At 71.4% G+C, this 21,462-nt stretch carries 21 protein-coding genes and 1 pseudogene; 10 read left to right on the top strand and 12 right to left on the bottom strand.

Annotated elements, in window-relative coordinates; genetic code table 11:
• The first annotated feature begins 89 nt into the window (after positions 1-89).
• Positions 90-1,694, top strand: coding sequence for a DUF222 domain-containing protein (locus ASG95_RS01425; protein WP_057376289.1), 1,605 nt, complete (start codon positions 90-92; stop codon positions 1,692-1,694).
• A 306-nt stretch (positions 1,695-2,000) separates the two neighbouring features.
• Positions 2,001-2,813 (top strand): hypothetical protein, encoded by an 813-nt coding sequence (locus tag ASG95_RS01420; RefSeq protein ID WP_157581677.1) that lies wholly within the window; start codon positions 2,001-2,003, stop codon positions 2,811-2,813.
• A gap of 65 nt (positions 2,814-2,878) precedes the next feature.
• Here ASG95_RS01420 and ASG95_RS01415 read toward each other — a convergent pair whose 3' ends face one another.
• Both ASG95_RS01415 and ASG95_RS01410 read right to left on the bottom strand, forming a co-directional pair.
• Positions 2,879-3,514 (bottom strand): VOC family protein, encoded by a 636-nt coding sequence (locus ASG95_RS01415; protein WP_056921858.1) that lies wholly within the window; start codon positions 3,512-3,514, stop codon positions 2,879-2,881.
• 59 nt (positions 3,515-3,573) lie between these two features.
• Complete coding sequence (locus tag ASG95_RS01410; protein WP_057376287.1) at positions 3,574-4,401, bottom strand: RNA methyltransferase; 828 nt, start codon at positions 4,399-4,401, stop codon at positions 3,574-3,576.
• Positions 4,402-4,452: 51 nt separating this feature from the next.
• Between ASG95_RS01410 and ASG95_RS01405 the strand changes: the two genes are divergently transcribed.
• On the top strand, positions 4,453-5,061 hold the full coding sequence (locus ASG95_RS01405) for a hypothetical protein (RefSeq protein WP_056921856.1): 609 nt from the start codon (positions 4,453-4,455) through the stop codon (positions 5,059-5,061).
• On the opposite strand, the gene ASG95_RS01400 is transcribed toward ASG95_RS01405, so the two are convergent.
• Positions 5,053-5,514, bottom strand: a complete 462-nt coding sequence (locus ASG95_RS01400; RefSeq protein WP_056921855.1) for a MarR family winged helix-turn-helix transcriptional regulator — start codon at positions 5,512-5,514, stop codon at positions 5,053-5,055. The genes ASG95_RS01405 and ASG95_RS01400 overlap by 9 nt on opposite strands.
• A 56-nt stretch (positions 5,515-5,570) precedes the next feature.
• Between ASG95_RS01400 and ASG95_RS01395 the strand changes: the two genes are divergently transcribed.
• Entirely contained in the window at positions 5,571-6,836 is a 1,266-nt protein-coding gene (locus tag ASG95_RS01395; protein WP_082592250.1) for an NAD(P)/FAD-dependent oxidoreductase, read from the top strand.
• Here ASG95_RS01395 and ASG95_RS01390 read toward each other — a convergent pair.
• The 3 genes from ASG95_RS01390 to serS are packed head-to-tail and all read right to left on the bottom strand — an operon-like array spanning position 6,787 to position 10,139.
• Positions 6,787-7,611 (bottom strand): HAD family hydrolase, encoded by an 825-nt coding sequence (locus ASG95_RS01390; protein WP_057376286.1) that lies wholly within the window; start codon positions 7,609-7,611, stop codon positions 6,787-6,789. The two genes, ASG95_RS01395 and ASG95_RS01390, sit on opposite strands and share 50 nt — an antisense overlap.
• 29 nt (positions 7,612-7,640) lie before the next feature.
• Positions 7,641-8,852, bottom strand: a complete 1,212-nt coding sequence (locus tag ASG95_RS01385; protein WP_057376285.1) for an alpha-hydroxy acid oxidase — start codon at positions 8,850-8,852, stop codon at positions 7,641-7,643.
• A 24-nt stretch (positions 8,853-8,876) separates the two neighbouring features.
• Positions 8,877-10,139 (bottom strand): serine--tRNA ligase, encoded by a 1,263-nt coding sequence (serS, locus tag ASG95_RS01380; protein WP_057376284.1) that lies wholly within the window; start codon positions 10,137-10,139, stop codon positions 8,877-8,879.
• A gap of 61 nt (positions 10,140-10,200) precedes the next feature.
• Here serS and ASG95_RS01375 point away from each other — a divergent pair, with 61 nt between their 5' ends.
• Both ASG95_RS01375 and ASG95_RS01370 read left to right on the top strand, forming a co-directional pair.
• The gene (locus tag ASG95_RS01375; protein ID WP_057376283.1) at positions 10,201-11,157 is read left to right on the top strand and encodes a hypothetical protein; all 957 of its coding nucleotides are present in this window, start codon (positions 10,201-10,203) and stop codon (positions 11,155-11,157) included.
• A 65-nt stretch (positions 11,158-11,222) separates the two neighbouring features.
• Positions 11,223-11,861, top strand: a complete 639-nt coding sequence (locus tag ASG95_RS01370; protein WP_057376282.1) for a LysE family translocator — start codon at positions 11,223-11,225, stop codon at positions 11,859-11,861.
• Between the two features lie 28 nt (positions 11,862-11,889).
• On the opposite strand, the gene ASG95_RS01365 is transcribed toward ASG95_RS01370, so the two are convergent.
• Entirely contained in the window at positions 11,890-12,432 is a 543-nt protein-coding gene (locus tag ASG95_RS01365) for a DinB family protein (protein WP_057376281.1), read from the bottom strand.
• A 202-nt stretch (positions 12,433-12,634) separates the two neighbouring features.
• Here ASG95_RS01365 and ASG95_RS01360 point away from each other — a divergent pair, with 202 nt between their 5' ends.
• From ASG95_RS01360 to ASG95_RS01350, 3 genes are read left to right on the top strand one after another with little or no spacing between them, the layout of a single operon-like run.
• Entirely contained in the window at positions 12,635-13,747 is a 1,113-nt protein-coding gene (locus ASG95_RS01360) for a diacylglycerol kinase family protein (protein WP_235543231.1), read from the top strand.
• A complete protein-coding gene (locus ASG95_RS01355) occupies positions 13,747-14,445 on the top strand; it encodes a phosphatase PAP2 family protein (protein WP_057376280.1) in 699 nt (232 codons plus the stop codon). Before ASG95_RS01360 ends, ASG95_RS01355 begins: the two co-directional genes overlap by 1 nt.
• Positions 14,382-15,053 (top strand): phosphatase PAP2 family protein, encoded by a 672-nt coding sequence (locus ASG95_RS01350; RefSeq protein WP_057376279.1) that lies wholly within the window; start codon positions 14,382-14,384, stop codon positions 15,051-15,053. Before ASG95_RS01355 ends, ASG95_RS01350 begins: the two co-directional genes overlap by 64 nt.
• Here ASG95_RS01350 and efeB read toward each other — a convergent pair.
• The 3 genes and pseudogenes from efeB to efeU form a co-directional block, all read right to left on the bottom strand.
• On the bottom strand, positions 15,035-16,336 hold the full coding sequence (gene efeB / locus ASG95_RS01345) for an iron uptake transporter deferrochelatase/peroxidase subunit (protein ID WP_057376278.1): 1,302 nt from the start codon (positions 16,334-16,336) through the stop codon (positions 15,035-15,037). The genes ASG95_RS01350 and efeB overlap by 19 nt on opposite strands.
• A complete protein-coding gene (gene efeO, locus ASG95_RS01340) occupies positions 16,333-17,466 on the bottom strand; it encodes an iron uptake system protein EfeO (RefSeq protein WP_057376277.1) in 1,134 nt (377 codons plus the stop codon). Before efeO ends, efeB begins: the two co-directional genes overlap by 4 nt.
• Positions 17,467-17,496: 30 nt before the next feature.
• Positions 17,497-18,351 (bottom strand): annotated as a pseudogene (efeU, locus tag ASG95_RS01335) (iron uptake transporter permease EfeU).
• 268 nt (positions 18,352-18,619) lie between these two features.
• On the opposite strand from efeU, the gene zwf reads away from it, so the two are divergent.
• Positions 18,620-20,050, top strand: coding sequence for a glucose-6-phosphate dehydrogenase (gene zwf, locus ASG95_RS01330; RefSeq protein ID WP_235544106.1), 1,431 nt, complete (start codon positions 18,620-18,622; stop codon positions 20,048-20,050).
• Positions 20,051-20,104: 54 nt separating this feature from the next.
• Here the strand turns inward: zwf and pheA are convergent, their stop codons facing one another.
• Entirely contained in the window at positions 20,105-21,043 is a 939-nt protein-coding gene (gene pheA / locus ASG95_RS01325) for a prephenate dehydratase (RefSeq protein ID WP_057376276.1), read from the bottom strand.
• Positions 21,040-21,456 carry a DUF4446 family protein gene (locus ASG95_RS01320; RefSeq protein ID WP_057376275.1) on the bottom strand — a complete coding sequence of 139 codons (417 nt, stop codon included), beginning with the start codon at positions 21,454-21,456 and terminating at the stop codon, positions 21,040-21,042. Before ASG95_RS01320 ends, pheA begins: the two co-directional genes overlap by 4 nt.
• Positions 21,457-21,462: the final 6 nt, after the last annotated feature.

Below are 21,462 nucleotides of genomic sequence, written 5' to 3'. Positions count from 1 at the left end.
TCTTCGCTGAGAGCGAAATCCGTTGTCCCACAACTGATTTCAGCTGTGGATTACTGGCCACAGCATTCGAACAGGTGTACGATCGAGGTATGTCAGTCAGCCCGGCAGCCGTGCAGCGCGACGAGGAGCAGCGAGCCCTCTGGACGCGCACGGCCGAGGTCGCGGGGCGGCTCAACCGGGCGCAAGGCGAGCTGGTCGACCTGGCTGCTGAGCTCATCGACGGCGAGCACTGGGGTGACGGCGGGTTCCGTTCGCCGGAGCACTACCTGGTCGTGCGGGCCGGGCTGTCGCCGGCGCACGCGCGGGACGTGGTCGCGATCGCGAGGCGCCGCCACGAGCTGCCCGCGGCCTCCGAGGCCCTGCGTGACGGGCTGCTGTCCCTCGACCAGACCGCGGTGGTCGCCCACCACGCGCCGGCGTCCCACCAGCGGTCGGCGGCAGAGTTCGCCAGGCACGCCACGGTGCCGCAGCTGCGTCGCGCGCTGAGCCGGCACGCCTTCACCGCTGCGCCAGCGACGCCCGCCGAGACCGCCGACCCTTCCGCAGACGCCACGGCCGACACCGCTGCGACCGACACCGCCCCGACCGACCCCGCTCCGGCGCCTGGGCTGCCCGGGCAGGACGAGTCGGAGCGTCGGGCCTGCGCCCGGCCTGACCTGTCGATGCACTACGACGTCGACGGCCGGTTCCAGCTGCGCTACAGCGCGCCGGCGCCCGTCGGGGCCCTGGTCGAGCAGGCACTCAAGGAAGCCAAGGACGCCCTGTTCCTCGCCGCCGCAGACACCACCGCCCCCGACACCACCGCCTCCGACACCACCGACGGCGAGCTCGACGGAACGCCCGGCACCACACCCGGCGCCACCCGCAACGCCACCTCCGTGTCGGTGGGGGACCCGCGTGCGCACGGCATCACCGCGACGGACCGGCCGACCTACGCGGACGCGCTCGAGGAGCTGGCGCGGCGGTCGTTCTCCTCGGTCACCTCGTCGGGTCGGGCCAGCCACTACCGGGTCTACCTGCACCTGTCCACCGACGGCGCCTGGGTCAACGGCGGCGGAGCCATCCCGCGGCGGCTGCTCGACCGGTTCATCTCCGACGGGGTGGTCCAGCCGGTCTGGGAGACCGAAGGACGACCGGTCAGCGTCGGGCGCTCGATGCGGATCCTGCCGCAGCGGTCCCGTCGGCTGATCGAGGACCGCGACCGCGGCTGCCGGTTCCCCGGCTGCACCGCCAGCCGGTTCGTGGAGATCCACCACCTGCACGACTGGGCCGACGGCGGGCCGACCGACGACGACAACCAGGTCAGCCTCTGCCCGTTCCACCACGACGCGGTCGGCCGCGGCGACTACCAGATGACCGGTGACCCGACCCGGCTCGACGGGCTGGTCGTCACCACCCGGCACGGCCTCCCGGTCCGACCCCCGACCGCGGTCGAGCTCGCCGCGCCACCGGGCGGCGACCCACCCCAGCCACGCACGGCCGCGGCATACCAACCACCCACCGGCGAACCCGCCCGCTGGAACGACATCGAGATCCTCCCCGACCATCTAGCCCACTGGGACCGACAGCTCCACCTCGTCAAACCACCCGGCCATGACGCGGGCGCACCCACCGACGCAGATGACCCCCGGTGGCCAATGAGGGACGCGGACGAAGAAGAGGTACTCGCCTGCTACCGCACCTGGGACGACTAGCCGGGAAGGCGAGGGGCAGACCGCCGATCGGCTACCTTCCCTGTCGTGGACCTACCCGAGCAGGCCTGGCAGCGAGTCGACTGGCCTTCGGTCCAGGTTGACGGAGTGACCAACGCGGGAGCCAGCTGCACAGCGGTGTGGGGGCACCTCGATGACGGTCGCGTAGTGCTCGCTCTGATGGAGGACGGTGCGTTCGTCCGCGTCGTGGATGTCCCACAGGAGGCGGCCGCCCAGGGTGCGGTCCGAACGGTGCGGTGGGGACGGGCGCCGGTCGGCTCAAGTGAAGTCGAATATCGACTGGTGGGCGTGTGCGGTGCGACAGGGCTCTGGCACTGCGACTGGGGCGGGGAGATCAGGGCAGTCTCCGCCCCACCTGACGAGGTGGGCCACCAGGCCACCCGCCTGTGGCCGGTGGCCGGTGACGAAGACGTCCGGGTGGTCGCCACGTATGGCCCGAACCAGGAGGTTCGCGTGTTGGGCGGCGGCTTTCCCCTTCGGCTCCTGCCGCAGGTCAATCGGCTCGAAGTGCGTGGCAGCGTCGACGACGTGATGTGCGGCTCGCACTCGGGTGTGGTCGCAGTGGCCGGGGACCTGCGGGTCGACGGGGAGCCGGCCACGGCGTCCTTCGCGTGGGCGTGGTCAGGATTCCTCGACCATGGAGAGGAAGGTCGCTACTCGCGCGAGTGGCATGCCCTCCCTGAGCCGTCCGCGGCGGTGCATCTCACCGACATGGGTGACTGGCCGGGCGACGTTCGCTTCGCTGGGTTCCAAGACGGGCATCCGCAGTTCTGGGGCATCGAGGACTTCCCCAACGAGCCAGATGACTTCGACTGCCCCACCGGCAACTGGACCAGCGTCCTGCTCCCGGACTCGACCCAGGAAGTGAGGTCGGTGGTCGTGGCGACCCCCGGCACGTCGTTGCTCGTCGTCGACGAAGGGGCCGATCCACTCCCGCTACCCGCCGGCCAGGTGCAGTCCGTCGCCTTCAACGAGGGATATTGGGGCAGCCCGCAGCTCCACCACGCGGTGGTGGACGGCGTCCTGTACACGCTGGCCACGCCACAGTCGACACCCCACCCGCTCCAGGCGCTGCTCCGGGACCACTTCGACATGCCCTAGACCGGGGACGACGACGCCCCGCGAGCGACCGAGGTCGGGCGGGGCGTACGTCGGGGAGTGCAGGGTCAGATGGTGACCTTGCCGTCGGGGGTGTCGAAGGTGACCGCGAGCAGACCGGGGGTGCCGCGCGGGGCGACGAAGGTGAAGTCGATGACCGACGAGGTCTCGTCGGGCGGCAGACCCAGCCAGTCACGAACCCGGGCCGGGTCGCCGGCGATCTGCAGGCTGTCGATCGTGACCGTCGTCATGGCCGCGGTCGACGGGTGCAGCGAGGCGTCCTCCCACTGCACGAAGTAGGGCAGCTGCGGGTCGGACATCAGCCCCTTGATGCCCAGCTGGCGCCAGCGCAGCTCGACGCCGTCGGGACGGTACCGGTTGCCGGGGACGGCCTCCCGACCGATGCGGGTCTCGAGGGGCGTGAGGTCGTCGACGGCGACGCACCAGCCGAGCCAGCCGCCGCCGGCCTCGGACCGGGCGCGGACGGCCTGGCCGAACGGCGCCTTGTCGGACGCGGGGTGGTCGAGCACCTCGACGACCTCGACGTAGCGCTCGTGCGCCAACGGGAGGATCACGTTGCGCGTGCCGAACCGCGGGTGGATGCCCCCATCGACCGGGTCGACCCCGATCAGCTTGGCGAGGCGCTCCGCGGTCGCCTGCAGTCCGTCGTGCTCTGCCGCATACGAAACGTGGTCAACTCGCATACCCGACATCGTGACATACGTCAGGGAGTGCTCCTGACACGGGTGTGGTCAGTGAGGCTTCAGTGAGCCGGGGCGGGCGCGGCGGCTCCCCGCTGACGCACCGCCTCGTAGATCACGATGGCGGCGGAGGTGGCCACGTTGAGCGAGTTCGCCTTGCCCACCATCGGGATCCGCACCTTGTATGCCGCGTGCGCCAGCACCTCGTCCGTCAGCCCGTACTTCTCGGCCCCCACCGCGATGGCCACCGGGCCGGTGTAGTCGACGTCGGTGTGCAGCAGGTCGGTGTCCGGGGTGGTGGCGACGAGGGCGATGCCGTGCGCATCCAGCCAGGCGAGGGTGTCGGCCGTCGAGTCGCTCGCGACCGGCACGCTGAAGACGGTCCCCTTGGAGGCGCGGACGAGGTTCGGGTTGCCCCAGTCGGTGACCGGGTCGGCCGCGACCACCGCCTCGGCACCGGCCGCATCGGCGGTGCGCAGCATGGCCCCGAGGTTGCCCGGCTTCTCCACGCCCTGGCAGAGGACGGTCAGGGCGCTCGGCCCGACGGTCAGCTCGCTGCACGACCGCACGACCGAGGGCACCACGGCGATGAACCCGTCCGGCCCCTCGCGGTACGCGGCCCGCTCGAACGCGGTCCGCGACACCTGCACGGTCTCCACCCCGTCGCGACGCACCTCGTCGACCACCCGCTCCTGGCTCGTCGGGTCGAGCATCAGCTCGGGGCAGTAGTAGAGCGCCTCGGGGAGCACCCCGGCCCCCAGCGCGAGGCTGAGCTCCTCGAACCCCTCGATCAGCGTGCGGCCGGTCTCCTCACGGGTACGCCGCCGGCGCAGCGCGGCGAGCGCCTTGAGGCGCGGGTTCGACGGCGAGGTGATGATCAGGTCAGCCATGGCGTGGCCAGTCTGTCAGTCACTGCTGGGCCATGCGGCACACTGACCGCCATGAGCCAACCCGCTGTCACCGAGCGCTACTCGCTGAGCCAGAAGATCACGATGATGGTCAACCGCTACGAGATCCGGGCGGTCGACGCGTCCGGGGTCGAGGGGCCGGTGATCGCGGTCGCCCAGCAGAAGCGGATGGCGTTCAAGGAGCAGGTCACGTTCTACGCGGACGAGGCGCGCACCCAGCCGGTCTTCTCGTTCAAGGCCCGCACCCGGATGGACCTCGGCGCCACCTACGACGTCTTCGACGCGACCGGGGCGCCGATCGGGTGGTTCCGCAAGGACTTCGGCAAGTCGCTGCTGCGCTCGTCCTGGCACCTGGGCACCCCGGACGGGCTTGAGGCGTTCGGCACCGAGCGCAACCAGAACATCGCGATCCTGCGCCGGGTCTGGGACTTCATCCCGGTCGTCGGAGACATCCCGCTGCCGTTCCTCTTCCACTTCGACTTCACCACCGCGGACGGCAGCATCGTCCTGTCGTCGGAGCGCAAGCGGAGCCTGCGCGACCGCTACGACATCCACATGCCCCAGGCGAGCAACGGGTGGCAGCTCGACTGGCGGGTCGGTCTGGGCATGGCGGTCGCGCTGGACGCGCTCCAGTCACGCTGACCCTTCGACGCGCGCGCGGTGCCGCGCGGTCAGCTCGGTGAACCCGTCGAGCAGGTCGCGCAGCCGGTCCAGCTCGGCGATGGTGAACGACGCGAAGGCCTGCTGACCCTCGGTGACCATCGGACCGTACGCCTCCCAGGTGCGTCGGGCCCCCTCCTCGGTCATCGCCACCAGGACCTGCCGCCGGTCGGTCTCGCTCGGCTGCCGCTGGACGAACCCCTTGACCACGAGCCGGTCGATGAGCGCCGTGGTGGCTGCCGGCCGCAGCCCGGTCGCGGCGCTCAGCTCACCGGCCGTGCGGGGGCCTTCGCTGAGGATGTCGAGGCACCGCATGTCGGCCGGACCGAGCCCGAGCGCCCGGCCCACCGCGTCGTCGAACGACTGGACGCTGCGCTGGTAGCGCTGCATCGCCCTGCCGGCCTGCTCGATGGCTGCTTGACGGGTCCGTGCCACGCGTGCAATCCTTTCGATTATCGAACTATCCGATTGTCGTAAGAAAGGTTAGCACCGTGAAGGCTGTCGTCGTCGGAGGTGGAGTGGCCGGACCCGCCACCGCCATGGCCCTCCAGCAAGTGGGCATCGAGGCCGTCGTCCTCGAGGCCCGGGACCGCGCCGCCACGGAGGCGGGCTCCTACCTCACCATCGCGCCCAACGGCCTCGACGCCCTGGCCGCGATCGGCTGCCTCGACCTCGTGCGGGACCTCGGCTTCCCCTCGCGCCGCAACACCATGCTGGGGGCGACGGGGCGGCGGCTCGGCTCGATCACTCTCGGCACCCCCTTGGCCGACGGCACGCCCGCGCTCACGATGAAGCGGCCCCACCTCACCCGCGCTCTGATGGACGAGGCCGCGCGGCGCGGCATCGAGGTCAGGTATGCCGCCAAGGTCACCTCCGTGCGCACCGAAGGGCAGCGTGCGGTCGCCGTCCTCGAGGACGGGAACACGGTCGAGGGCGACCTGCTCGTGGGGGCATCAGGCGTGCACTCGGCGGTCCGGACCGCGGTCGACCCAGGGGCCCCTGCGGCGCGCTACGTCGGGCTGACCAACTTCGGCGGCATCACCCGCAACACCGACCTCGCGCAGGACCTGCCCGGCGACGGCTGGCAGTTCACCTTCGGCCGGCACGCCTTCGTCGGGCTCCACCGCACCCCGACCGACGACGTGGTGTGGTTCGTGAACGTGCCCGAGGCGCAGATCAGCCGGACGCAGCGCGCCGACACCTCGCTGGACCAGTGGCGAGCCCGGCTCGCGGGCCTGGTCGCCGATGACGCGGGACCGGCCCGGGCGCTGATCGAGTCGGGAGAGCTGGAGCTGGCCGGCGACAACACCTACGACCTCGGCCACGTGGCGACCTGGCACCGCGGCCGCCTCGTGCTGGTCGGGGACGCCGCGCACGCGCCGTCGCCCAGCTCGGGCCAAGGGGTGTCGCTCGCCCTGGAGGACGCCGTCGTGCTCGCCGGCTGCCTCGCCGGCTGCCTCCCCACGGCCGCGTCCCACGGCACTGGGGTGCCCGCGGCATACGACTCCTTCGTCGCCGCTCGCCGCGGGAGAGTGGAGAAGGTGGTCGCCGTCGGCGCCCGCTCGAGCAGCTCCAAGATCCCGGGCCGGATCGGTCGGGTGCCGATGGAGGCGATGCTGCGGGTCGTCTTCCGGCATCTGGTGACCGACCGGGCGCAGGACTGGATCACCGGCTACCGGGTCAGCCAGAGCCCTGCCGGCCGCGTGGTCACAGCAGCGAGCGGAGCACCGGCACCAGGCCGTCCTCGTCGACCGTGAGGGTCACCTCGTCGGCGACCTCCTTCACCGAGTCGGGCGCGTTGCCCATCGCCACTCCGCGAGCCGCCCAGTGCAACATCTCCACGTCGTTGCGCTGGTCGCCGACGGCGAGGGTGTACTGCGGCTCGACCTCCAGCCGGCGGCGCAGGAGCTCCAGGGCCGAGCCCTTGGACACGCCTTCGGGGTTGAGGTCGAGCCAGGCCGAGAAGCCGACCGCGTAGTTCACGCCGTGCAGGCCGATCCGTTCGGTGAGCGCGAGGAAGTCCTCCGCGGTGCCGTTCGGCGCGCGGAAGGTCACGCGCGTCACCGGGTCGGCGACCAGCTCGTCCCACGGCACGACCCGCAGCTCGCCCTGGAGCTCGCCGTCGGGGAACGGCGCGCTCAGCTTGAACCCGACCCCCAGCTCCTCCACCGCGACGACGGCATCCGGCCACTCGTGGCGGAGCAGGTTGAGGGCGGGAGCAGGGTCGAACGTGACTGCGTCGATGATGCGGAAACCGTTGTCCTCCCTGGCGTCCAGCTCGATCGTCACCGCCCCGTTGGAGCACACGGCATACCCGCTATCGATGCCGAGCTCGGCCATGATGGTGGTCGTCGCCACGATCGACCGTCCGGTGGCGATGATCACGTGGTGACCGGCCGCGAGCACGTCGTGCACGACGTCGCGCACGGCGGGTGACAGCTCGCCGGCGTGGTTGATCGTCGTGCCGTCGACGTCGAGCGCGACGAGGTGGGGCGTACCCGCCTGGGACCACGCCTTCTGGGGACGTGTCATGCCGCGAGCCTGGGGTTCATGGGACGAGCCTAGGGAAGGCGGACGTGCTGTGGACCGAGGTCCGCGATGCGACGCGCGCCGAGCAGTGCCATCGTGCGGCGGACCTCGGTGCTGAGGATCTGGGCGGCGCGCTCGACCCCGGCTTCGCCACCGGCCATCAGGCCGTAGAGGTAGGCGCGACCGACGAGCACCGAGCTGGCGCCGAGGGCCATGGCGGCGACGACGTCCGACCCCGACATCACCCCGGTGTCGACCATCACCTCCGGCCCGTCGCCGAGCGCGTCGCGCACGTCGGGCACCAGGCGGACCGGCACCGGCGCCTTGTCGAGCTGCCGTCCGCCGTGGTTCGACAGCACGATCGCGTCGGCGCCGGCATCGAACATCCGCCGTGCGTCGTCGACGGTCTGGATGCCCTTGACGATGAGTGGACCGTCCCAGGTGGTGCGCACCCAGTCGAGGTCCTTCAGTGTCATGGTCGGGTCGAAGAGCGCGTTCATCATCTCGGCGACGGTGCCGTCCCAGCGGTCGAGGCTGGCGAACCGCAGTGGCTCGGTGGTGAGGAAGTTGACCCACCAGCTCGGGTGCATCGCCCCGTCGAGCACGGTCCGGGCCGAGAGCGCGGGCGGGATGTTGAAGCCGTTGCGCACATCGCGCAGCCGCACGCCCGCCACCGGCACGTCGACGGTGAGGATGAGTGCCTCGAAGCCGGCCGCCTTCGCCCGGGCCATCAGGTCCTCGGCCGGACCGTGGTCGCGCCAGACGTAGAGCTGGAACCACTTGCGGGCACCCGGCGACGCCGCCGCCACGCCCTCGACGTCGGTGGTGCCGAGGGTCGAGAGGCCGTAGGGGATGCCAACCCGCTCGGCCACGCGGACCACGGCGCGCTCGCCCTCGTGGTGCATCATCCGGGTGAAGCCGGTCGGCCCGAACCCGAACGGCTGGGCCGACGGCTTCCCCAGGACGGTCGTGGTGGTGTCGATGTCGCCGACGTCCTGCAGCACCGACGGCTGGAAGGTCAGGTCGCGGAAGGTCGCCCGGGCGCGCTGGAGGCTCAGCTCCGACTCGGCCGCGCCGTCGGTGTAGTCGAACACCGACCGCGGGGTGCGGCGCCTGGCCACCTCCCGCAGGTCGGCGATCGTGAGCGCCGCCGCCAGCCGTCGCTTCTTCGCGTTGAGCTCGACCGGCTTGGGTCGCAGCAGCGGCTTGAGCTCGGACCACTTGGGCAGCTGGCGATCGCTCACCTCACCGACGCTACCCGTGTTCGGTCAGACCGGCTTGAGGACCTCGAGGCCCAGGAACGGCTGCAGTGCCTTGGGCACGATGACCGAGCCGTCGGCCTGCTGGTGGTTCTCGAGGATGGCCACCATCCACCGGGTCGTCGCAAGGGTGCCGTTGAGCGTGGCGACGGCGCGGGTGCCCTGGCCGTTCGGGTCGCGCTCGCGGGTGTTGAGCCGCCGGGCCTGGTAGGTCGTGCAGTTGGAGGTGGAGGTGAGCTCGCGGTAGCGGCCCTGGGTCGGGACCCACGCCTCGCAGTCGAACTTGCGCGCCGCCGGGCCACCGAGGTCGCCGGCCGCCGTGTCGATGACGCGGTAGGGCACCTCGATCTTGGCCAGCATCTCCTTCTCCCAGCCCAGCAGCCGCTGGTGCTCGGCAGCCGCGTCCTCGACCCGGCAGTAGGTGAACATCTCGACCTTGTGGAACTGGTGGACCCGGATGATGCCGCGGGTGTCCTTGCCGTGCGACCCGGCCTCGCGGCGGTAGCAGGCCGACCACCCGGCATACCGCTTCGGTCCCGCGGACAGGTCGAGGATCTCGTCGGCGTGGTAGCCCGCGAGCGCCACCTCGGAGGTGCCGGTGAGGAACAGGTCGTCGGCCTCGAGGCGGTAGACCTCGTCGGCGTGCTTGTCGATGAACCCGGCCCCGGCCATGACGTCGGTCTTGACCAGCGTGGGCGTGATCATCGGGATGAACCCGTGCTCGACCGCCTGCGCGATGCCCATGTTGAGCAGCGCGAGCTCGAGCCGGGCACCGACCCCGGTGAGGAAGTAGAAGCGCGAGCCGCCGACCTTGGCGCCGCGCTCCATGTCGATGGCGGCCAGCGACTCCCCGAGCGCGAGGTGGTCGCGCGGCTCGAAGTCGAACTCCGGCACCGACCCCACCGTCTCGAGCACCGTGTAGTCGTCCTCGCCGCCGACGGGGACACCCTCCTCGACGATGTTGCCGATCTGGCGGATCAGCCCGCCGAGCTCGGCCTGCGCGGTGTCGGCACCGGCCTGCAGCTGCTTGACCCGGGCGGACAGGTCCTTGGTCTGGGCGAGCAGCGCCTGCTTCTGGTCACCCTGGGCCTGCGCGACCTGCTTACCCATCGACTTCTGCTGCGCCCGCAGCTGCTCGAACTCGGTGAGGGAGGAGCGGTGCGTCTGCTCGGCAGCGAGGATCGCGTCGACGATCCCCTCGTCCTCACCACGGGCGCGCTGGCTGGCGCGGACGCGGTCGGGGTCCTCACGCAGGAGCTTGATGTCGATCACCGGGCCAGCCTATCGAGCGATGAAGCGGCCACTGGGCGCGGTCGCAGGTCACAATGCCTGCATGCTCACGCGGCGGTACCTGCTGACGGTGGCGCCCCTCGGCGTCGCCGCGGCCTGCGCCGGGGAGCCGGCCGCCGGGACCCAGCCGGCGACGACCGGGGCGGTCCTCTCCGGCACCACGACGCCGACGAGCACCACCCCCACGACGGCTACCACCACCGCGAGCGTCACCCCCACGACCGCGGCCACCACCACGACCAGGGCCCCCACCAAGCCAACCCGCGCCGCGGCCAGCCTCGACGACCTGCGCGAGGAGCTGTCGGCCTTGTCCCGCAGGTACGGCGTCGACCTCGGCGTCGCCGCCACCGAGCGACGGTCGGGACGCAGCTTCACGTGGGGCGCCGACACCACGATCGAGACGGCGAGCATCGCCAAGGCCGACATCCTGGCCACCCTGCTGCTCCAGCTGCAGGACCGGGGCGCGCGTCCGTCGTCGAGCCAGCTGGCCGTCGCCGACGCGATGATCCGGCGCAGCGACCACGAGTCGGCGTGGACCCTCTTCCGCCAGGTCGGCCTGGCGTCGGGGATGGCAGCCGCCAACCAGCGCTTCGGGCTGCGCAGCACGCAGTGCTTCGACTACAGCTGGGGGCTGACCCGCACCTCGGCCCGCGACCAGCTGCGGTTGGTGGGTGCGATCAGCGGGGCCGGGACGAGCTCCTCGCCGCTCGACGCCCACTCGGGGACCGTGCTGCTCGACCTCATGGAGGACGTGGTCGCCGAGCAGAAATGGGGTGTCAGCGCGGCGGCCCACGGCACCGAGCGGGTCTGCCTCAAGAACGGCTGGCTGCCCCGGACGACCCTCGGCAAGCGCTGGATCATCAACAGCATCGGCCGGATCACCAGCAGCTCGCTCGACCTGCGGCTGGCGATCCTCAGCCAGCGGCACCCCAGCCAGGGACAGGGCATCGACGTCGTGGAGCAGGCGGCCGCCCTCACCCGCCGCCACCTCGCAGTCTGACCAGCCCGCTGACCAGCCCCTGAAACACGTTGCCCGGGAGGGTTTCGGGACGCGATCCTTGCGGTATGCCGTCCACGCCCACCCTCGCGTCGTTCGCCCTCGCGGCGACCGCCCTCATCCTGCTGCCCGGTCCGGCGATGCTGTTCCTCATCTCGCGGGGCATCGGCCAGGGCAGCCGCCGGCTGGCCGTCGCCTCGATGGCCGGCATCGAGACCGCGACCGCGGTGATGGTGGTCGCGACGGCGTTCGGCCTGTCCGCGGTGATCAGCTCCTCGGTCCTGGCCTTCTCGATCGTGAAGTACGCCGGCGCGGCATACCTCGTCTGGTTGGCGATCAGGGAGTTCCGCAGCAAGGGGCACTTCGCCCTCGACCGCGCGCCCGTCACGCACTCCCGGCGCGCCTTCGGTGACGCCTTCCTCGTGGGCATCTCCAACCCCAAGACGGCGGTCTTCTTCGTCGCGTTCTTCCCGCAGTTCCTGCACCGCGAGTCCGGGCCGATCTGGTCGCAGGTGCTGGTACTGGGTGCGATCTTCGTCGCGATCGGCGCGGTCTTCGACAGCGTCTACGCGCTCAGTGCGGGGTCGATCGGCCAGTGGCTGGCCCGGCACCCGCGCGAGGTCCGGCGGCAGAAGTACGTGTCGGGGAGCATCTTCCTCGTCATGGGCGGCGCCGCGGCGCTGACGGGACACCCCCACAAAGCCTGACCGGCCTCGGGTATGCCGCGTGCACCAGTCAGGCGCGGACGTCCACCAGGTGGTGGGCGAGGTCGTGCAGGAAGTACTGCCCCAGCGACAGCACGGTGAACTCGGACCCGTCGCTGCGCAGACCCGTGCGGCCCCACTGGTCGGCGCGCACCCCGGCGAACCGGTCCGCCACCACGGCGGCCGCCTCCTCCAGCTGGGGGCCGACCACCGCCGGGTCCTGCTCGCCGTAGCGGTCCGCCACCGCCGTCTCGTCCTGGTCCCAGTTGGCGAACCGCGGTCCGTCCTCGTCGAGCATCAGCCTGAGCCGGCCGTCGAAGACGCGGCAGACGTCGCGCACGTGGCAGGCGTACTCGAGGGGTGACCACACGTCCGGCGCCGGGCGCTGCGCGGCGTCCGGCCTGGCGAGCACCGCAGCCCAGGGCGCCGTCGATGCGAGGGTGGTCGGCGCGATCTCCGCCGCTGCCACCGTGCGGGCGTCGAACCCGCAGTCGGGGCACGGGCGCTGGAGGGTCCAGGTCCAGTCCTTGGTGTCCGGGACGATCGCGTCGGCATCGTTGAGCTGGTCGGCCATGGCGACCACGGTAGGTGGCGACGCCCCGCCCGCCGAGGGGCAGCGGCGCCACTCACCCACAACTTTCGGCCAATTGCCCGAAAGCCAGCGGCCGAAGCGGCCGAGCGACCCACGGAATCGGCCAGTTGGCCGGGAGCCTGGGCACCGGGCAGGCGCTCTGACCTGTGCGGATGCCACCGCCGCCGTGGGGTAGCGTCGGCCCGTGCTTCGCGAACATTCCGGCTGGGTCGCCCTCGGGGCGATCGTGCTCGTCGTCATCCTCGCCCTCGGCATCGCCGGGTGGGCCGGGATGCGCGTGCGCACCGTCGGAGGTGCCCACCGTGGCCGCCGGTGGGGGCGCCGCCCGCACCGCAACGACTTCCGCCCGGAGGGCACCGTGTCCGACTCCCCCACGCGTCGCGCCGCGATCATCGTCAACCCCACCAAGTTCGACGACGTGGCCGCGGTGCGCCGGCGGATCACCGAGCAGTCGGCCAAGCACGGCTGGGCCGAGCCCCTCTTCATCCTCACCACCGAGCGCGACCCCGGCACCGGCCAGGCCAAGCAGGCCCTCGACAAGGGCGTCGACCTGGTCTGCCCCCTCGGCGGTGACGGCACGGTGCGGGCGGTCGCCGAGGCGATGGTCGGCAGCGAGGTGCCGATGGGGCTGCTGCCCGGTGGCACCGGCAACCTGCTCGCCCGCAACCTCGACCTCCCGGTCGACGACCTGGACGACGCGCTCCGGGTGGCCCTGACCGGGCAGAACAAGCGCGTCGACGTCGGGCGCCTGACCATGGACACCTCCGGGGAGGACCAGACCCCCGCCGAGCACGTCTTCCTCGTCATGGCCGGGCTCGGCTTCGACGCGGCGATCATGGCCGACGCCCCGGAGAAGCTGAAGGCCAAGGTCGGCCCCGCGGCATACGTCGTCTCGGGCACCCGCAACCTGCGCGGCCCGCAGTTCAAGGTGCGCGTCAAGGTCGAGGAGCAGGAGGAGTTCAGCCGCCGCGCGCGCACCGTGGTCATCGGCAACTGCGGCAAGCTGCTCGGCGGCCTGGTCCTCATGCCCGAGGCCGAGGTCGACGACGGCCAGCTCGACATGGTCATCCTCTCCCCCAAGGGCGTCGCCGGCTGGGCCGCCGTCGCGGCCCGCCTGGCCACGCGCAAGCGCAAGGGGCACCAGATCGTCGACCACTACACGAGCCCCTCGATGAAGATCCGCGCCGACCGCCCGCAGGAGGTCCAGATCGACGGCGACACCCTCGGCAAGGCCCGGGCCATCTCCGCCGAGGTGGTCCCCGGAGCCCTCGTCGTGCGGGTGGGGTCGGTCGACTGATGGCCGTCGGGACCGCGTCACCCGCGGTGTCCCGCGCCGCGCGGCTGGCGCGTGGGGCGGTGGCGATGGTGCTGTTCGTGGTGCCGGTGCTGCTGCTCGGGTTCGCGGTGCGGCAGAAGTTCGACCCGCTCATCCGGCTCGACAACGACCTGATCCGGAGCGCGACGGACTTCACCCGCGAGCACGGCATCGGCGACACGCTCGTCGCGCTCCAGGGGATCAGCCAGCCGTTCCTGCTCTACCTCCTGGCCACCGGGCTGTGCCTGTGGGCCTGGCTCGCCAAGGACCTGCGCAGCCGGGCGCTGTGGGCGTTCGTCACCATGATGGTCGCGTGGAACGTCGGCCTGCTGGCCAAGGTGCTGGTCCACCGGGCCCGGCCGGTGGTCGAGGACCCGATCTCGCACTCACCCGGTTTCTCGTTCCCGTCGGGGCACGCGTTCAACGTCGCGGTCGTCGCCACCGTGGTCGTCTTCCTGCTCTGGCCGCTGCTGTCCACCCTCGGCCACCGGGTCTCGGTGGCGCTCGCGGCGGTGTTTGCGCTGGTCGTGGGCCTGGACCGAATCTTTCTGGGTGTGCACTTTCCGTCCGACGTGTTGGCGGGCTATGTCCTCGGCGTGGGCATTACGTTCTCCTCATGGCTCGGATTCATCGGCAAGACGTCAGCGACCTCCTCGTCAGGGCCGTCGCACCCGGCGTAGTCCTCTTCGGGGTGCTCGCCGGCCTCGGCCTGCTCCTCAACGGTCCGCTCGACGCCGTGGACGACGCGGAGGACAAGGTCACCGACGCGTTCAACCGCAACCGCACCGACTTCTGGGACCCGATCAGCTGGGTCTTCTCGCGGTTCGGCAACACCGAGGTCGTGATCGGGGTCTGCCTCATCGCCGTCGCGATCATCTGGTGGCGCACCCGAGAGTGGCGCTGGTCCGTGGTGCCGCTCATCGCGATCTCGTTGCAGGCGACCATCTTCCTGTTCCTGACCCTGGTGGTCGGGCGACAGCGCCCGCCGGCGATCCCGATGGACGCCTCACCCCCGACCTCGAGCTACCCGAGTGGGCACACGGGCGCGGCGACGGCCCTCTACTTCTCGCTGTTGATGATGGCGTCGGCCAGCATCGAGCGGCCGTGGCTGCGGCGGCTGCTCATGACCGCGTGCGCCGTCATCCCGTTCCTCGTGGGGATCGCCCGGCTCTACCGCGGCGCCCACCACATCTCCGACGTGCTGGCCGGCATGCTCAACGGCCTGGTCTGCGCCGTCCTCGCCTACCAGTGGTACCGCCACCGCGCGGCTCAGGAGAAGAGGGTCTGACCCCAGTGCTCGTCGGGCCCCAGTCCCGGCGGGCAGGCGAAGATCGCCGAGCCGGTGTGCTCGATGTACTCGTTGAGGCCGTCCTTGGCCGCCAGTGACCGCTGCATCGGCACGAACTGCTGGTGCGCGTCGCGCATGAAGCCGATGAAGAACAGCCCGGCGTCGAGGTGCCCGACACCGTCGGAGCCGTCGGTGAAGTTGTAGCCACGGCGCAGGATGCGTATGCCGTTCAGCCGGCTCTCGTGCGCGAGCGCCACGTGGGCGTCGACCGGGATCGCAGGCTTGCCGTCGGCACCCAGCTTCCCGAAGTCGAGGGGGTCGAACTCGGCCTGCTGGCCCAGCGGGGCGCCCTCGCCCTTGTCGCGGCCGATGATGTCCTGCTGCTCCTGCAGCGGGGTGCGGTCCCAGATCTCGATGTGCATCCGGATCCGGCGGGCCACCAGGTAGGAGCCACCGGACATCCAGGCGCTGGCCCCGGGCACGTCCGCGGGCTGCACCCACACGTGCTCGTCGAGCGCGTCGGCATCCTCGGCCTTGAGGTTGTTGGTGCCGTCCTTGAAGCCGAACATGTTGCGCGGCGTGACCTGGTTGCGGGTGGTGGACGACGTGCGCCCGAAGCCGAGCTGGCTCCACCGCACCGCGACCACGCCGAAGCCCATCCGCACCAGGTTGCGCACCGCGTGCACGGCGACCTGCGGGTCGTTGGCGCAGGCCTGGATGCAGAGGTCGCCGCCGCTGCGAGCCGGGTCGAGGTCGTCGCCGACGAACCCGGGCAGGTCCTCGAGCGCGGCCGGCTTGCGGTCGGCGAGGCCGAACCGGTCGTCGAACAGGGAGGGGCCGTAGCCGATGGTGATGGTGAGGTCGGAGGCGTCCAGGTCGTAGGCCTCTCCGGTGTCCTCGGGGGCGCGGTAGGGACCGCCACCCACGACCCCGCCCGGAGCCGCCTCGGCGCCCGCGGTCATCCGCTCGGCCGCGCGGGTCCAGGCCTTGAGCATGGCCGCGAGGGCGGCGCGGTCCTGGGTGACCACGTCGAGCGCGACGAAGTGCATCCGGTCCTGGGCCGGCGTGACGATGCCGGCCTGTCGCTCACCACGGAACGCCACCATGTCGTTGGTGGACTCAGTGTCGGTGCCGGTGGGGTCACCCCCGGACCGGGCGTCGGCACGGTCGTGCGACACGGCATACGCACCTCCGACACCGGCCACGGCGCCGGCCACGGCTGCCCCCGCGCCGACGCCGAGGAGGCGGCGGCGCGAGACCTGGCTGGTCGTCTCGTCGCTCACGAGGAGGCGACCACGCCGGCGACCTGCGAGATCGGCTCGCTCAGGGCGTCGAGGGCCACGGTCAGGGACCGGACCTGGTCCTTCGACAGGGCGGTGTAGAGCACGAAGCCGCCGTCGCTGCGGTGCCGGTCGAGCTCGGCGTCGAGCGCCGCGAAGCGGGCGTCGATGTCGGTGAGGAGCGCGGCGTCCCGGGCCTTGAGGACCGGGCGGAGGGCGTCGATCGCGGCCTTCGAGCCCTTGACGTTCTCGTCGAAGTCGTAGAGGTCGGTGTGGCTGTAGCGGTCCTCCTCACCGGTGATCTTGCCGGTGGCCACCTCGTCGAGCAGTGCCTTGGAGCCGTTGGCGAGCTGGAGCGGGTTGAGCTGCACGGCCTTCGCCTTGGCGACGATCTCCTTGACGTCGACGAGGAGCTTGTCGGCGATCGCCGCGGAGTCGGGCTGGAGGCCGTCGACCCACAGGTCCTTCTCGAGGCGGTGGAAGCCGGTGAACTCCATGCCCTCCTCGACGACGTCCGCGCGGCCGTCGATCATCGGGTCGAGGTCGCCGAACGACTCGGCCACGGGTTCGATCCGCTCCCACGGGCCACGGGCCACGGGGAACGCCCGCTTCGCCTCGGCGACCTTGCCGGCCTTCACGAGGTCCACGAACTCGGTCGTGCGGGCCAGCAGCTCGTCCGACTGGGCCGACACGAAGGACTGGTACTCGGTGACGGCCGCGGCCATCGCGGCGTCGGGTGCCTGGCTGGCCGCGGTACCGGTGACGGTGAAGGCGGCGCGGATCCCCTTGCCCTTCATGCCCGGCTTGCAGGCGGTCTGGTAGGTGCCGGGCGTCGACACGTCCACGTGGAAGGTGCGGGTCAGGCCGGGGGTGATGTTCTCGACCTCACCCATGATCTGGTCGCCCTCGCCGTAGACGTAGAACTCGTTGACCTGGGAGCCGGTGTTGCGGACGGTGAACTGGATCGTGCCCGCGGCCGCCTCGGTGCGCTCGACCTTGCACGCCGTGTCCGTGGCCTCGACCGCGATCGGGCCCTTCGCGCTCGTCGTGGCGGTCTGGTCGGCGCCGCTGCAGGCCGCGGTGGCGAGGAGGACGGCCAGGCCGAGGCCGGCGTGGACGGGGGTGATGCGCATGAGGCTCCTTGGTGGGGCGGCTGGGGACGTTCAGCGGGAGGTGCCGGCGGTCGCGGCGGCGGGGCTGGCCGGGGCGGGTGCGGTCCGCGCCGGCCGGAGGAAGAGGGTCATCACGACGACGAGGTAGAGCGTCCAGGCGATGGCCTGGAGCCAGGTCGTGTTGGGGGTGAAGTTCACCGTGCCCTTGAGGAGGGTGCCGTACCAGGAGTCGGGCGGGATCGCGCTGCTGACGTCGAACGCGAGGGTGTTCAGCCCGGGCAGGAAGGCCGCCTCCTGCAGGTCGTGGAGGCCGTAGGACAGGATCCCCGCCGCCACGACGATCAGCGCGACCCCGGTGTAGCGGAAGAACTTCGAGAGGTTGATCCGCACCGCCCCGCGGTAGATCAGGACGCCGAGGACGACGGCCACGGCGATCCCGACGACGAAGCCGACCAGCGGCTGCGAGGTGCCGGCCCCCGCGGTCTGCACGCTCGCGTAGAAGAACAGCGCGGTCTCCAGGCCCTCCCGGCCGACGCCGAGGAAGCCGACCAGGGCGACCGCCCAGCCGCCCACCGACAGGGCCTGGTCGAGCTTGCCCTTGAGCTCGCCGGAGATGGTGCGAGCCGCGGTGCGCATCCAGAACACCATCGCGGTGACGAAGGCGACGGCGAGGATCGAGGCGGACCCGCCGATCAGCTCCTACGTCTCGAAGGAGAGCTGGCGGGTGCCGAAGGTGAGCACGGCGCCGATCGCCACGGAGAGCAGGACGGCCGCGGCCACCCCGGTCCAGACCTGCCTGAGCGCCCAGCGCCGGTCGGTCCTGACGAGGAAGGCGACGAGGATGACGACGACGAGAGCAGCTTCGAGACCCTCACGGAGTCCGATGAGCGCATTGCTGACGAGCACGATGACCTGATTTCCGGCATACGGATCTTGCGTATTGGAACCAAGGTAAGCCTCACCTAAGCCCCCGCGTCAAGTCTGTGGTCCGGCTGTGCACCCGGCGCCGAGCCGGAGCGACCCGCGGCCGCGCTGCACGGCATACCGGCTGGACACACAGGTGCGGCCATGCACGCCCGGTGCCATGATCGGGATCGTGCCCGAAGCCACGCCCCAGCGGCCCGCCCAGACGATCTCGTATCCCGCGGCTGACGCGCGCAGCTCGCGGGGCGCCATCGAGAAGGCGGACCCGCACGTCATCGTGCTGTTCGGGGCCACCGGCGACCTGGCTCGTCGCAAGCTGCTCCCGGGCCTGGCGCACCTCGCGGCGTCCGAGCTGGCGCCGGCGATCCGGGTCGTGGGCACCTCGCTCGAGGAGATGACCGACGAGCAGTTCCGGGAGTTCGCCCGCAAGGCCTGCGCAGAGTTCGGTGCCCACTCGCTGACGCCCGAGCAGTGGGACAAGTTCGACGACAACCTCGTCTACATCCCGCAGTCCGCCGGTCCCGAACCCCTCGCAGCCGCGGTGAAGAGCGCCGAGGAGTCACTCGGGCCGGACACCCTGCGGCTGCACTACCTCTCGGTGCCGCCGAAGGCCGCGGTCGCCGTGATCCAGATGCTGCGCGACGCCGACCTGGTCGCGCGCTCGCGGGTGGTCATGGAGAAGCCGTTCGGCACCGACCTCGAGAGCGCGATCGCGCTCAACAACACCGTCCACGAGACCTTCGACGAGAGCCAGGTCTTCCGGATCGACCACTTCCTCGGCAAGGAGGCGGCCCAGAACATCCTCGCGTTCCGGTTCGCCAACGGGCTGTTCGAGCCGATCTGGAACCGCAACTTCATCGACCACATCCAGATCGACATCCCCGAGACCCTCGGCCTGGACGAGCGGGCCAACTTCTACGAGGCCACCGGCGCCTACAAGGACATGGTCGTCACCCACCTGTTCCAGGTGCTGGCCTTCGTCGCGATGGAGCCCCCGACCGCCCTCGAGCCCCGGGCCATCTCCGAGGAGAAGAACAAGGTCTTCCGGTCGCTGCTGCCGATCGACCCCTCCGACGTCGTGCGCGGCCAGTTCGCCGGCTACACCGACCTCGACGGCGTCCCGAACGACTCCGACACCGAGACCTTCATCGCGCTCAAGGTCGGGCTGGACAACTGGCGCTGGGCCGGCGTCCCGTTCTACCTGCGCACCGGCAAGAAGATGGCCGAGGGCGCGCGGATCATCTCGATCGCCTTCAAGGAGGCACCGCGGTCGATGTTCCCGACCCACTCGGGCGTCGGCAACGCCGGTCCCGACCACCTCACCTTCGACCTGGCCGACGAGTCGAAGGTGTCGCTGTCGTTCTACGGCAAGCGGCCCGGCCCCGGCATGCGGCTGGAGAAGCTGTCGATGCAGTTCTCCACCCGCGAGACCGAGCGGGTCGGCGACGTCCTCGAGGCCTACGAGCGGCTGATCCTCGACGCCATGCGGGGAGACCACACGCTGTTCACGACGGCCGAGGGCATCGAGTCGCTCTGGGAGCGCTCGCAGCCGCTGCTCGACAACCCGCCGGAGGCCAAGCCCTACCCCGCCGGCTCGTGGGGCCCGAACGCGATCCACCAGCTGATCGCGCCGCATGCGTGGCGGCTGCCGTTCGAGCGGGCCTGGCGCGAGAAGAAGTAGCGGTAGGAGCGACAACTTCCGGATATCCGGAAGTTTCGCTTCCAACAGACGGGGTCAGGCTCCGCGCAGGGAGTGCAGCCAGGCCCGGGCCTCGCCGAACGCCGCGTCGCTGGTGTGCGGCGTGACGCGGACCGCGGTGCCGTGCGCGGCGGGGTAGCTGCCGAGGAACCGGACGTCGGCGCACACCCGCTTGAGGCCGAGCAGCGCCTCACCGACCCGCTCGTCGAGCACGTGTCCCTCGATGTCGATCGAGAAGCAGTAGTCGCCCATCGACGACTTGGTCGGCCGTGACTCCAGCCGCGACATGTTGATGCCGCGCACCGCGAACTGCTCCAGGAGCTCGAGCAACCCACCCGCGTGGTCGTCGCGCTGGAACAGCACCAGCGTGGTCTTGTCGGCACCGGTGCGCTCGGGCAGCTGCCCGGGGCGGGCCACCGAGACGAACCGGGTCACCGCCGCGGCGTTGTCGCCGATGCCCTCGGCGAGCACCTCGAGCCCGTGGTTCAGCGCCGCGACCGGTGCACACACCGCCGCCTGGTATGCCGCCTGCGCACCGTCGGGGCCGGCCAGCCCGGCCGCCGCGGCGGCCGTCGACAGCGTGGGGACGTAGGCCGCGTCGGGCAGGTGGGTGCTCATCCAGCCGCGGACCTGGGCCCACGCGTGGCTGTGGGTGCCGACCGCGCGGACCTGGCCGAGCGGCATACCGGCCGGCGCAGCCAGCACGAAGGTGATCGGGACCAGCACCTCACCCACCACGACCAGCGGCTCGCCGCTGGCGAGGGCGTCGAGGGTGGCACTCACGCCACCCTCGACCGAGTTCTCGATCGGCACCATGGCGGCGTCGACGTCGCCCGCGCGCAGGGCGTTGAGGGCGGCCTCCACCGACGGGAGCGGCACGTGCTCCTGCCCCTGGGCAGGCCCCCAGGCCTGCAACGCCATCTGGGTGAAGGTGCCGGCGGGGCCGAAGTAGCCGTGTCTGGTCACGGAGGTCATGCTCCTTGCGATCCGGTGCGGGCAGCGGCGAGTGCCTGCTGCTCCTCGGGGGTCAGGGTCGCGTCGGAGCCGCCACCCACGATCCCCTTGGCGTAGGTGCGGGACTCACCGCGGGCGTGGATCGAGGAGAACACCAGCCCGTCGCCGCGGTCGTCGACGACGGCGGCGCTGAACGAGAGCCGCCCACCCATGTCGCCGAAGGCGTCGTAGCGCACGACCGCGACGTGCCGCAGCGCCTGCGCGATGTCGGCGCGCAGGGCGGCGAGGTCGCCGGCGCCGACCGGACGCTGCCCCTCGAGCAGACGCAGCTGGCCGCGCACCCGGGTGAGGACGACGACGACGAGCAGGGCCACCAGCAGCGCGAGACCGGCCACGGCGAGCGCGGCCACGGCGAGGGTCTGGGGGTCGGGCACCCCGTC

Origin of the sequence: Phycicoccus sp. Soil803 (genome assembly GCF_001429685.1) — a bacterium.
GTDB lineage: Bacteria > Actinomycetota > Actinomycetes > Actinomycetales > Dermatophilaceae > Pedococcus.
The sequence above is the reverse complement of the archived record's forward strand: the minus strand, read 5'-3'. Positions and strand labels throughout refer to the sequence as shown.